The organism is Microbacterium sp. ARD31, from assembly GCF_031844425.1.
The window spans coordinates 1-12028 of the sequence record NZ_JAUZVE010000055.1 but is presented as its reverse complement, the minus strand read 5'-3'; the positions used below and the strand labels follow the sequence as shown (position 1 = coordinate 12028).

At 72.6% G+C, this 12028-nt stretch carries 13 protein-coding genes; 9 read left to right on the top strand and 4 right to left on the bottom strand.

What is annotated here, in order from left to right:
• Positions 1-72 precede the first annotated feature (72 nt).
• The 3 genes from Q9S36_RS44770 to Q9S36_RS44760 are packed head-to-tail and all read left to right on the top strand — an operon-like array spanning position 73 to position 3495.
• Positions 73-687 (top strand): nitroreductase family protein, encoded by a 615-nt coding sequence (locus Q9S36_RS44770; RefSeq protein WP_311291221.1) that lies wholly within the window; start codon positions 73-75, stop codon positions 685-687.
• Positions 684-2045, top strand: coding sequence for a M20/M25/M40 family metallo-hydrolase (locus tag Q9S36_RS44765; RefSeq protein WP_311291220.1), 1362 nt, complete (start codon positions 684-686; stop codon positions 2043-2045). Before Q9S36_RS44770 ends, Q9S36_RS44765 begins: the two co-directional genes overlap by 4 nt.
• Complete coding sequence (locus Q9S36_RS44760; RefSeq protein WP_311291219.1) at positions 2038-3495, top strand: MFS transporter; 1458 nt, start codon at positions 2038-2040, stop codon at positions 3493-3495. Before Q9S36_RS44765 ends, Q9S36_RS44760 begins: the two co-directional genes overlap by 8 nt.
• A gap of 156 nt (positions 3496-3651) precedes the next feature.
• On the opposite strand, the gene Q9S36_RS44755 is transcribed toward Q9S36_RS44760, so the two are convergent.
• Together Q9S36_RS44755 and Q9S36_RS44750 are read right to left on the bottom strand one after the other, a co-directional pair.
• A complete protein-coding gene (locus Q9S36_RS44755) occupies positions 3652-3903 on the bottom strand; it encodes a PspC domain-containing protein (protein ID WP_311291218.1) in 252 nt (83 codons plus the stop codon).
• Positions 3904-3987: 84 nt separating this feature from the next.
• Positions 3988-5217, bottom strand: coding sequence for a 4-alpha-glucanotransferase (locus tag Q9S36_RS44750; RefSeq protein WP_311291217.1), 1230 nt, complete (start codon positions 5215-5217; stop codon positions 3988-3990).
• Between the two features lie 69 nt (positions 5218-5286).
• On the opposite strand from Q9S36_RS44750, the gene Q9S36_RS44745 reads away from it, so the two are divergent.
• The 4 genes from Q9S36_RS44745 (at position 5287) to Q9S36_RS44730 (ending at position 8137) form a co-directional block, all read left to right on the top strand.
• Positions 5287-5862, top strand: coding sequence for a DnaJ family domain-containing protein (locus Q9S36_RS44745; protein ID WP_311291216.1), 576 nt, complete (start codon positions 5287-5289; stop codon positions 5860-5862).
• Positions 5863-5934: 72 nt separating this feature from the next.
• Entirely contained in the window at positions 5935-7017 is a 1083-nt protein-coding gene (locus Q9S36_RS44740) for a CoA ester lyase (protein ID WP_311291215.1), read from the top strand.
• Between the two features lies 1 nt (position 7018).
• On the top strand, positions 7019-7888 hold the full coding sequence (locus Q9S36_RS44735; protein ID WP_311291214.1) for a CoA ester lyase: 870 nt from the start codon (positions 7019-7021) through the stop codon (positions 7886-7888).
• A 105-nt stretch (positions 7889-7993) separates the two neighbouring features.
• Positions 7994-8137 carry a hypothetical protein gene (locus Q9S36_RS44730; protein WP_186339411.1) on the top strand — a complete coding sequence of 48 codons (144 nt, stop codon included), beginning with the start codon at positions 7994-7996 and terminating at the stop codon, positions 8135-8137.
• A gap of 60 nt (positions 8138-8197) precedes the next feature.
• On the opposite strand, the gene Q9S36_RS44725 is transcribed toward Q9S36_RS44730, so the two are convergent.
• Together Q9S36_RS44725 and Q9S36_RS44720 are read right to left on the bottom strand one after the other, a co-directional pair.
• Entirely contained in the window at positions 8198-9169 is a 972-nt protein-coding gene (locus Q9S36_RS44725) for a methyl-accepting chemotaxis protein (protein WP_311291213.1), read from the bottom strand.
• Positions 9166-9732 carry a PAS domain-containing protein gene (locus tag Q9S36_RS44720; RefSeq protein ID WP_311291212.1) on the bottom strand — a complete coding sequence of 189 codons (567 nt, stop codon included), beginning with the start codon at positions 9730-9732 and terminating at the stop codon, positions 9166-9168. The genes Q9S36_RS44725 and Q9S36_RS44720 overlap by 4 nt, the downstream gene beginning before the upstream one ends.
• Before the next feature lie 206 nt (positions 9733-9938).
• Between Q9S36_RS44720 and Q9S36_RS44715 the strand changes: the two genes are divergently transcribed.
• Together Q9S36_RS44715 and Q9S36_RS44710 are read left to right on the top strand one after the other, a co-directional pair.
• Positions 9939-11258 carry an MFS transporter gene (locus tag Q9S36_RS44715; protein ID WP_311291211.1) on the top strand — a complete coding sequence of 440 codons (1320 nt, stop codon included), beginning with the start codon at positions 9939-9941 and terminating at the stop codon, positions 11256-11258.
• Between the two features lie 66 nt (positions 11259-11324).
• The gene (locus tag Q9S36_RS44710; protein WP_311291210.1) at positions 11325-11966 is read left to right on the top strand and encodes a hypothetical protein; all 642 of its coding nucleotides are present in this window, start codon (positions 11325-11327) and stop codon (positions 11964-11966) included.
• Positions 11967-12028 lie beyond the last annotated feature (62 nt).

The following is a 12028-nucleotide window of genomic DNA, read 5'->3' as shown; positions in this document are numbered from 1 at the left end:
ACCTCAACCAGCGAGAGAGGTCGCCCGCACCTCGGCCAGCGAGGACGGCCGACCGACGAGCAAAATGGGCCCATGGAGTTCCGTGAGGTCGTCCGCCGCCGCCGGATGGTGCGGCGCTACTCCGACGAGCCGGTGCACCCGGCCGTCGTGGACCGGATGCTCGCGCACGCCCAGCGCGCACCCAGCGCCGGCTTCAGCCAGGGGTGGGCGTTCCTGGTGCTGGACACGCCCGAGGACGTCGCTCGCTTCTGGGAGTCCACCGGCGCCGACCCCGGCACCCACAACCGGTGGCTCGACGGCATGCGCACCGCCCCTGTGGTGATCGTGCCGCTGACCTGCAAGGACGCCTACCTCGACCGGTACGCCGAGCCGGACAAGGGCTGGACCGACCGTCGCGAGGACCGCTGGCCGGTGCCCTACTGGTACGTCGACGCCGGCATGGCCGCGCTGCTGATCCTCCAGACGGCCGTCGACGAGGGCCTCGGCGCGTGCTTCTTCGGCATCCCCGGCGAGCACCTCGACTCCTTCCGGGCGGCGTTCGGCGTGCCGGACGACCACGCTCCGGTCGGCGCGATCACCGTCGGGCACCGGGTCACGGACGCCGGATCCACGGGCTCGCCGGCGCGGCGCGAACGACGTACGAATCTGGTCCACCGGGGACGCTGGGGCACTACGGTCACCCCATGACCGCCCCGCCCGTCGAGCGCGTGGTGAGCGCCCTGCAGGCCCTCGTCCGCGTCCCGACCGTCTCCGACCGCGATCCGGCGCGGGTCGACACGGCGGCCTTCGACCGGCTGCTGGCCGAGCTGGAGACGCAGTTCCCGCTGCTGCACGAGCAGCTCGACCTCACCCGCGTCGGCAGCCACGGGCTGCTGTTCCGCTGGGCCGGCGCGAGCGACGCGAAGCCGGTCGTGCTGATGGCCCACCTCGACGTGGTGCCCGTCGACGGCGAGGCGCCGTGGCAGCACGACCCGTTCGGCGGGGAGATCCACGACTCCGAGACGGGCCCGGCGATCTGGGGCCGCGGCACCCTCGACGACAAGGGCTGCGTCGCCGCGATCTGCGAGGCGGTGGAGACCCTGCTCGAGGCCGGGCACACGCCGGCCCAGGACGTGTGGCTGTCCTTCGGCTGCGACGAGGAGGTCAGCGGCACGGCAGCGCCCGAGGCCGTCGCCGTCCTCCGCGCGCGGGGGGTCACGCCGTGGCTGGTGCTCGACGAGGGCGGCGCCATCGCGGGCGGCGCGTTCCCGGGCGTGACGGCGCCGCTGGGCGTCATCGGTGTCACGGAGAAGGGCACGACCTCGCTGGAGCTGGTCGCCGAGGGGCGCGGCGGCCACGCCTCCACCCCGGCGAGGAACGGACCCACCGCCCGCCTCGCGCGCGCCATCCTGCGAGTGGAGAAGTCGCCCTTCCACGCCTCCGCGCCCGCGCCGACGCTCGAGCTGATGCGCCGGCTCGCGCCGCACCTGCCGATGCCGGTGCGCCCGGTCGTCGCGCCCCTGCTCGACCGCGCCGACCGGCTGGCACCCGTCATCACCCGGGTGCTGCTCGCCGCCGGCCCCGAGGCCGCCGCCATGACGCGTACGACCGTCGCCACCACGACCCTCAGCGGCTCGCCGGCCCTCAACGTCATCGCCTCGACCGCCAAGGCCGGCCTCAACATCCGGGTCATGGTCGGCGACACCGTCGCCGGCGTCGTCGAGCACGTCCGGGCCGCGATCGCCGACGACTCCATCCGCATCGACGTGGTCGACTCGGGCGAGCCGTCGCCGGTCTCGCCGATGGACGAGCCGTTCGAGCTGCTCGAGTCGTGCATCGGCGAGGTGTTCCCGGATGCGGTCCCCACGCCCTACGTGATGATGGCCGCCACCGACTCGCGGCACTTCACCGCGATCAGCGAGCACGTCTACCGCTTCGCCCCGTTCCGGATGACCAAGGCCCAGCGCCAGGCGATCCACTCCTACGACGAGCACCTCGGCGTCGCCGACCTCGTCGACGGCGCCCGGTGGTACCAGCTGCTGATCGAGAGGCTGCCGCATGACTGACACCAAGCCCGCCGCCCCGACCGCGGTGAAGGGTCTCGCCGCGATCGTCGGCTTCCTGGTGATGGTCGAGTTCGCCAGCGGCATCCTCCAGGGCTTCTACACCCCGATCTTCCCGCAGATCGCCGACCACCTCGAGATCCACGAGGGTGACGTCAACTGGTTCGAGGCCGCGCAGCTGGTCGTCAGCGCGCTGTGCATCCCGCTGCTGGCCCGCCTCGGCGACCTGGTCGGGCACAAGCGGGTGCTGCTCGTCTCGACCGCCGTCACGGCCCTCGGGTCGTGGTGGCTGGCGTTCGCGCCGACGTTCACGACCTTCCTCATCGGCTGGGCGATCCAGGGCGCGTACGTCGTCTGGCTTCCGCTCGAGATCGCGATCATCCACCGCCGCACACGCACGTCCGGCCGGCAGGAGCTGCTGACCCGGCGCGGGGCCGCGATCCTGGTGGGCTCGCTCGAGCTGGCCGTCATCGTCGGCGCGGTGGCCAGCGGCGCGCTCGTGGAGTCGCTGGACATGAACGTGCTGCTCACCCTGCCCGCGCTCGTCGTGACGGCGGTCTTCTTCGTGATCCTCGTCGGGATCGAGCAGGCGCCCGGCGACGACAGCGGCGGCATCGACTGGGCGGGCCTGGGACTCGTCACCATCGCGCTGGGCGTGCTGATGGGCGGCCTGGTGTGGCTGCGCCTCGACGGGCCGGGGTCGCTGCGCGGGTGGGCGACGATCATCCTGTCCGTCGCGGTCTTCGCAGCGTTCTGGCGCTTCGAGAAGCAGCACCCCGAGCCGATCGTCGACGTCCGCCTGCTGTCCAGCCCGGCGCAGTGGCCGGTGCAGGTCACCGCCTTCCTCTTCGGCATCCCCGTGCTGGGCGGCCAGATCCCGCTGTCGACCTTCGCCCAGGCCGACCCGGCCGAGCGCGGCTACGGCCTTGGTGCTGACTCCAGCTTCATCTCGACCCTGATCGGGATCTACGTCATCACCCTCGCGATCGGCGCGTTCACCCTGCCGCTGACCACCCGGCTGCTCGGCGGCGTGCGCCGCGCGCTCGTCGTCGCCTGCGTGCTCGTCGGCGTGGGGTACCTGCTGTGGCTGCCCTTCCACGACCACACCTGGCAGGCGCTCATCAACATGGCCGTCGCCGGCATCGGGTCGGGAGCGCTCGTCGCGGCCCTGCCCGCGGCTGCCGCCGCCGCGGCCCCTCCCGAACGCACCGGGATCGCGACCGGGATGACCAACGGCACCAAGACCGTCGGGGGCGCCATCGCCTCGGCGGTCTTCGCCATCGCGCTCACCGCCACCGGCTCGCTCGACGAGGCGTCGGAGAAGGTCGCGCCGCTCGGCGGCTACCTCACGGTGTGGGCGGTCTGTGCCGGGGCGTCGTTCCTCGCCGCGCTCGCGCTCCTCGCGGCACCGCGGCACGCCTTCAGCGACGTCGGAGAACCCACCGCCGGTTGAGGTGCGAGGAGCGCCAGCGACGAGCCTCGAAACCTGCGCTCCCGTGTTTCGAGGCTCGCTGCGCTCGCACCTCAACCCACCGCGGGGGCAAGCGCTCGCACCTCAACCATCGGGGGCAAGCGCTCGCACCTCGACCACCGAGGGAGCCGGTTGAGGTCAGCGGGTGGGGTACGTCCTGGCGGCGGCGGCCTCGATGCTGTCCTCGGAGGGCATCAGGAACCACAGCAGCGGGTAGACGAGGAACTGGCTGCCGGGGATGACGACGAGCGTCACGAGGAACAGCAGCCGCGTCATCCACGGCGTGAGCCCGAGGCGTCGTCCGACGCCGGCGCACACGCCGCCGAGGATCGCCCGGTCGGTCGAGCGGACGAGGCCCTGTCGGGCGAAGGACGTGCGGATCTTCTCCATGCCTCCAGCATGCGCCTGTCCGGGCGTCCACGCCATCGGGGTGAGCCCCGGTCCGACCCCGAACCACAACCGGGGGTGCCGGGGTCAGCCGGCCCGGCCCGACTCCTCGGTGACCGCCCGCAGCCGGGCTGCGAGCTCGTCCGTGAGCATTCCGGGCTCCAGCCGCCACGACCAGGTGGCCGCGGTGCCGGGGGTGTTCATCCGCGCCTCGGACCCCAAGGACAGCACGTCCTGCGCCTGCACCATGGCGAGCCGGCATGGAGCCGCGTGCGCCAGCCGGATCATGGCCCAGACCGGATCGGGGTCGTCGATGCCGGCGGCGCGCCACGCCTCCCGGGCTGCGCGGCGACGGCGTAAGGGCAGGTCGTCCCACCACCCGGCGACGGTGTCGTTGTCGTGGGTGCCGGTGTAGACGACCTGGTCGCGACGCAGGTTCTCGGGCTCGTGCGAACGGTCCTCACCGTCCGGGTCGAACGCGAACTGCAGCACGGCCATCCCCGGGAGTCCCAGCGAGTCGCGCAGCCGCTCCACCGGAGCATCGATCACGCCGAGGTCCTCGGCGAGCACCGGCAGCGGTCCGAGCTCCGCCGTCGCCGCGTCGAAGACCGCGCGCCCCGGGCCCGGCTCCCAGCGGCCGTGCTGGGCCGTCGCCTCACCGGCCGGGACGGCCCAGAACGCGGAGAAGCCCCGGAAGTGGTCGATGCGGACGAGGTCGTAGAGCCCCAGGCTCCGGCGCAGCCGCTCGATCCACCAGCGGTAACCGTCGGCCGCCATCGCGTGCCAGTCGTAGAGCGGGTTGCCCCAGAGCTGGCCCGTCTCGGTGAAGGCGTCGGGCGGTACGCCGGCGACCGCGTCGGTGCGGAAGAGCTCCGGCCAGGTCGCCGCGTCGGCACTGCCGGCCGCGACGTAGATCGGGATGTCACCGAGCACCTGCACGCCGTGGTCGCCGGCGAACGTGCGCAGCGCTGCCCACTCCCGCTCGAAGCGCACCTGGTCGGCGAGGTCGCCGCCGTGGTCGACCCACGACCCGGCCCAGTAGGCGTGCTCCTCGGCGAAGGCCGCCACCTCGTCGTCGTCCACGGGCGCCCCGGGGTCCTCGAGCAGCCCGGGCCACGCGGCGAAGGCGGACGGCGACGCGTACGGCGATCCATGCGCGTCGGGGACCGCCACCGGCAGGACCTGCCACACCTGCTGCCCAGCCCTCGCGAGCCACCTCACGACGTCGCGCGCCGGCTCACCGAGGCGACCGCCGGGCAACGAGGTGACGTGGAGCTGCACGCCCGCTGCCCGCTGCGGGATCCCTGTGACGGCCATGGCTCCAGCCTGCCCGTGCCGGACCGGCGGGCGACACGTCCGTCGGGGCGTGGCTCGTAGAGTGGAGGCATGCCGGAGCGCGACCGGGACGACGACTTCGAGGTGGCGGACCCCGAGTCCGTGCGCCGCGAGGTCGAGCGCGACGATCGCACCGGGCGGTCCGCGGCGGCGGCCCGGATCGCCCAGCAGGCCAGCTGGGTCGACCTGCAGGTGCGGCAGGCGATGGAGCGCGGGGAGTTCGACGACCTGCCCGGCCAGGGGAAGCCGATCAAGGACCTCGGCGTCGAGCACGACCCCGACTGGTGGCTCAAGAAGCTCGTCGAGCGCGAGAACATCGCACTGCTCCCCCCGGCGATCGCGCTGCGCAAGGAGGACGCCGAGCTCGAGGACCGGCTCGACGCGATCACCGTCGAGCGCGAGGTCCGGCGCGAGCTCGACGACTTCAACCGACGCGTCGTCGAGACCCGCCGCCAGCTCCAGGGCGGCCCGCCCGTGGTGACGCCCACGCGTGACGTCGACGCCGAGGTCGCGGCCTGGCGCGATCGGCGTACGGCCCGGATCGAGGCGCAGCGTGCCGTCCGGGCTGCGGCCGGCGAGCCGGAGGGCGGACGTCGGCCGTGGTGGCGGCGTCGGCGCACCCGCTGACCTCCAGCGACCGCGCCACCGGAGAGACATGCGTCATATCCGCCTGCGCGGGAGCGACGGTAGTTTGCGCGCATGACGCGTTCCGCCAAGGACTTCTTCGCCCCCCTCGCCGTCGGGGCCCCCGCGCCGCTGCGCGAGATCCCGGCCCGGCCCAGCCGCGCGATCCACTTCTTCGACCCCGGCAACGAGAAGATGGCCGCCAAGGTGCCGGGCATGGTCGGCACGGTCGACGTGCTGCTGGGCAACCTCGAGGACGCCGTCAAGGCGGAGAACAAGGAGAAGTCCCGCCAAGGCCTGGTGGAGATCGGCAAGGCCACGGACTTCGGACCCACGCAGCTCTGGACGCGGATCAACTCCCTCGACAGCCCATGGGTGCTCGACGACCTGACCACGCTCGTGCCGGAGATCGGCCACAAGCTCGACGTGATCATGGTGCCGAAGGTGCAGGGCGCCGAGGACATCCACTACGTCGACCGGCTGCTCGCCCAGCTCGAGGCCAAGGCCGGCCTCGACCGTCCGATCCTGGTCCACGCGATCCTCGAGACCGCGCGCGGCGTGGCCAACGTCGAGGAGATCTGCGGCGCCAGCCCGCGCATGCAGGGCCTCTCCCTCGGCCCCGCCGACCTCGCCGCGGACCGCCGGATGAAGACGACCCGCGTCGGCGGCGGCCACCCCGGCTACCTCGTGCGCCAGGACCCCGTGAAGGACGACCTCGGCGTGGCGCAGTACGACGCCCAGCGGACGACGTACCAGCAGGACCTGTGGCACTACACGATCGCCCGGATGGTCGACGCGTGCGCGATGCACGGGATCTACCCCTACTACGGGCCGTTCGGCGACATCGCCGACACGGTCGCCTGCGAGGACCAGTTCCGCAACGCCTTTCTGCTCGGGTGCGTCGGTGCGTGGAGCCTGCACCCGAAGCAGATCGCGATCGCCAACAAGGTCTTCTCCCCCAGCGTCGAGGACGTCGCGCACGCGCGCCGCGTGATCGCCGCGATGGGCGACGGCACCGGCGCGGTGATGATCGACGGGAAGATGGAGGACGACGCCTCGGTCAAGCAGTGCCAGGTGATGGTCGCGCTCGCCGAGGAGCTCGCGGCGATCGACCCCGAGCTGCAGAAGGCCTACGACGCGATCGGGATCGAGGCCTGAGATGAGCGACTTCACCCCGCTGCGCTCCGTCCTCTACATGCCCAGCTCCAACGAGCGGGCGCTGGAGAAGGCGAAGTCCATCGCCTGCGACGGCCTGATCCTGGACCTCGAGGACGCCGTCGCGCCCGACGCCAAGCCCGCTGCCCGCGACGCCGCCGCCGCTGCGGCGGCCTCCGGCGACTACGGCCGGCGCACGGTCACCATCCGCGTCAACGGCATCGGCACCGAGTGGCACGACGACGACATCGTCGCGGCGAGCCAGGCCGGCCCGGCCGCGATCGTGGTGCCGAAGGTCGACAGCGCCGATCAGGTCGCCCGGCTCGTCACCGCGATGGAGAAGGCGGGCGCGCCCGACCACACGCGGCTGTGGGCCATGGTCGAGACGCCGGTCGCGATCCTCGACGCGCTCGCGATCGCCCGCGCGTCCGAGCGCCTCGCCGCGTTCGTGCTCGGCACCAACGACCTGGTCAAGGAGCTGTACGCCGAGCACGTCCCTGGCCGCGCCCCGATCCTGCCCAGCCTCCACACGGCCCTGCTCGCGGGCCGTGCGGCCGGCATCGCGGTGATCGACGGCGTCTACAACGACGTCAAGGACACCGAGGGCTTCCTCGCCGAGTGCGAGCAGGGCCGCCAGATGGGCTTCGACGGCAAGACGCTGATCCACCCCGGCCAGGTGGAGGGCGCCAACGCCGCCTTCGCGCCGAGCGAGCAGGCCGTCGCGGACGCCCGCGGCCTCATCGCCGCGTGGGAGGACGGCAAGGGGGCCGGTGTGGTCACCTACAACGGCCGGATGGTGGAGAACCTCCACGTCGAGTCGGCCCGCCGCACGCTGTCGATCCACGAGGCGATCGAGGCGCTCTCCGCCGACTGAGGGTCGCTCACCGGTCGTCACCCGCAGGGAGGGTTCCCCTTCCGGACGGACCCCGGCATACTCGGGCGGCCGCCCAAAGTGGGCACGCAACAAGGAGGAGAAAGAATGATTGTCCTCGGACTGATCCTGCTCATCCTCGGGCTGCTTCTGCCCCAGAGCATCCTGACCACGCTGGGAATCATCCTGATCGTGGTCGGGCTGGTGCTGAACTTCGTCCCGATCGGCGGCTCGAGCCGCCGAGTCTGGTAGCACTCGCTCTCCACCTACGCGTCGGGCCCCGGTCACCTCGGTGACCGGGGCCCGCGCACGTCATGCGTCCTCGCGCATCACCGCAAGGAACGTGCCGACCTCCTCGCGCAGGAGCTCGGCCATGTGGGCGAGTCCCTGGGCGGGAGCGTCGAAAGCCTCCGACGAGCCGCGCAGCTGACCGTCCACGGCCGTGCGCACGGCGTCCACCATCGGCGACATCTCGCGCACGGTGCCCCCCACGTCGCCCATCGCCGCGGTGCTCGCCGCGACGACGTCCTGCATCATCCGCACCTGGCCCACCACCCGCTCGGCCGAGGCGGCGGTCGTGTCGGCGAGCGACTTGACCTCGGTCGCGACGACCGCGAAGCCCCGCCCCGCCTCGCCGGCGCGGGCCGCCTCGATGGTCGCGTTGAGCGCCAGGAGCTGGGTCTGCGCGGCGATCTGGGAGATGACGCGGACGACGTCCTGGATCTCGCGCGCGGCATCGTCGAGACGGCTGCTGGTCGTCCCGGCCGCATCGGCCTGACCGACGGCGTGGTGGGCGGATTCGGAGAGCCCCGCCGCGGTGGCGCCGAGCTCCGTGGCCGCGGCCGCGACCTGCTCGGCCACTGACATCACGGTGTCCTCGAGACGGTTGGCGAGCTCCTGACGCGCGGCCGCGGCGACGTCGAGGTCTCGTTGCGCCTCGGCCATGTGGCCGGCGGCGCGGTTGATCGTGGTCGCACCCGTGCGGAAGGAGCCGCTCATGCCGTTGAGCAGGAACTGCCGGTGGAAGCGCCCGTCGCTGGCCGCCTCCAACGACGCCGCGGACTCCCGCACGTAGGCGTCGGTGCGGTCGAGCAGGAGGTTCAGCGCCGAGCGCAGGGCCGCGACGTCGGCCATCCCCTCGCTGCCGGGCACCGCCATGGCTCGCGCCTCGAGGTCGCCGGAGGCCGCGGCCCGGCACACCGCCAGCCACTGCGCTACGACCTCGCGATAGACCTCCGCCTCCTGTCGCTGGGCGTCCCGGTCCGCGCGCCCGAGCCGGCTCATGCCACTGCTCCGCTCGCGAGCGACCAGACGAACCGGTCGTAGGACGTGCGCCGGTCCGTCAGGAGCTCCTGCAGCAGGTCGCAGCCGGCGCGAGCGGCCTCGGCGGAGTTGTGGTGACGTTTCTCCTCGGCGACCAGGCTGCGGTACAAGGGGTCGATCTCGCGGATCGCGCGCGCGTCGGGCAGCCGTCGGTTGGAGTGGTAGCCGACCACGTCCCCGCCGGGACCGATGCTGGGGGTGATGTGGGCGAGCACCCAGTAGTGCGCCCCGTCGCCGGCGAGGTTCACGACGTAGGCGAAGAGCTCCTGCCGGCTGCGGAGCGTGTCCCACAGCAGCTGGAACACCGCCTTGGGCATGTCGGGGTGCCGGATGACGCTGTGGGGGCGCCCCAGCAGCTCCGCCTCCTCGATCGCCGACACCCGGCAGAAGACGTCGTTGGCGTAGGTGATGCGCCCCTTGAGGTCGGTCTTGGTGACGATGACCTCGTCCTGGCCGAAGGACCGCTCGACGCCGGTGGGGCGGACGATCCGGGCGGTGGGACGTGCGTCGTGGTTGGCAGACATGCGTGGTGCTACTCCCGGAGATGACCGGGCGTTCCCCGGTGGCTGAGAGGACGATCGTCAGGCGCACCGCCGACCTGAGACGAAGCCACCGGGCACGGGACTTCTCAGGACCTTGGTCCCGGTCCACGCCCTCCGGGCCGCCACCGTCGACGTACCCGTCCGAAACCCGCGTGCCACGTGTCGGTGCCGGAGGACACAATCCACCGGTGAGCTCCTCGGTGACCCTGCGCCAGTTCTGGACCGTGCTGTCCCCCGAGGGGCGGTGGCTGCTGTCCACCGTCGCGGTGCAGACCCTGGGCCGCGGGCTCACCCTGCCGTTCACCGTGATCTACCTCCACGAGGTCCGCGGCTTCTCCCTCGACCTCGCCGGCACCCTGATGGCGTTCATCGCGGTCGTGGCCCTCGCCGTCACCGGGCCCGGAGGCGCGCTCACCGATCGGGTCGGCGCCCGCCGGGTGCTGCTCTTCTCCACCACGTGCCAGCTCCTCGGGTGCACCGTGCTGGCCTTCGCGACCACGCCGGCCGCCGCCGCGCTCGCGATGGCCTTCCTCGGCGTCAATTTCGGGATGTCGTGGCCGGCGTTCAACGCCCTCATCGCCGCGGTCACCACGGGCGAGCTGCGCCAGCAGTACTTCGGCATCAACTTCGCGCTGATCAACCTCGGCATCGGCGTGGGCGGCGTGATCGGCGGGATGTACGCCGACGTCTCGCAGCCCCACACGTTCACGGTGATCTTCCTGGCCGACGCCGCCAGCATGCTCGTCCCGATCGCCCTGCTCCTCGGGCCGTTGCGTCGCGTCAGCGGTCAGCACGTCGCACCCGACGACGCCGACGCGGCCAGCGGCTCCTACCTCGCCATCCTCCGCAACCCGGCCGTCGTCGGGATGACCGGGCTGACCTTCATCGCCGTCTTCGTCGGCTACGGGCAGCTGGAGGCCGGCTTCCCGGCGTTCGCCCGCCAGGTCGGCGACGTGTCGACCCGGGTGATCGGCTTCGCCTTCGCCGTCAACACCGCGGTGATCGTGCTGCTGCAGTTCCTGGTGCTGCGCCGCATCGCGGGGCACCGCCGCACCCGCGTGATGCTGGTGATGTGCGCGATCTGGGCGGTCTCCTACCTCGTCCTCGGCGCCACCGGGGTGCTGCCGGGAGTGCTCGCGGGCGCGGCCGTGCTGGCCTACATGGGCCTGTTCGCCCTCGGCGAGACGATGATGCAGCCGACCATCCCGGCGATCACCAACGACATGGCGCCCGACCACCTGCGCGGGCGCTACAACGCGGTCAACGCCGGGGCGTTCCAGGCCGGCGCGATCGGGGGCCCGCTGTTCGCCGGCTTCGTGCTCGACCGGGGCTGGTCGACGCCCTACGTGCTGACCATGGTCGTCGGGTGCGCGCTGATCGCCGTCCTGGCCCTCGTGGTGGAGCGGCTGGTCCCGGCCGCCGTCAACGGAGTGCCCGACGAGTCCGTCCTCAGCATCCACACGGCGACGGGCGACCCGGCGCCGCAGGGAACGCCCGAGCGGGAATGAACAGACCGGTATAGAGCACCGCGCGACTCCGGGCCGACCAGCGCGCCTCGCCACTATGGTCTCTCCATGCCTGGCCCCCTCACCCTTGTAGGTGTGGCGTCGCCCTACGCCTTCGACGTGGCCGAGTCGGCCCGTCGGCTGGGCCGCGACGTCGTCTGCGTCGACAACCACGGCGGGGCCGACCCGCGCCTGCCCGGCCTGAGCGAGCTCACCGACGACACAGTGCGTACGCCATTCGCGTTGGGCCTCTCGTCGGCCGCCCACCGCGGACGGGCTGCCCACGCTGCGGCCGACGCCGGGTGGTCCGAGCCCGAAGCGCTGGTCGACCCGACCGCGACCGTCGCGTCGACGGCCACGATCGCCCACGGGGCCTACGTCAACGCCGGTGCGGTCTTGGGCTCCCACGCGAGCATCGGCTGCCACGCCAACGTCAACCGCTCGAGCTCCATCGGCCATGACGCGCGCCTGGGTTTCGCCGCGTCGACCGGCCCGGGCGTCGTCCTCGCCGGTGGCGTGGTCGTCGAGGCCGGTGCCTTCGTGGGCGCCGGCGCCACCGTGCTCCCCGAGCTCACGGTCGGGCGAGGTGCGACGGTGGGCGCGGGTGCCGTGGTGACACGGGACGTGTCGCCCGGCGCCGTCGTGGTCGGCAACCCGGCGCGGGTGCTGCGCGCCCAGGAGGTCGAGGAGCTGGCATGTCCGCACTGCTGATCGACCTCGACCGGGCCGCACCCATCGTGCTGGCGCCGACCGGCATGGTGCCGACGCGTGCG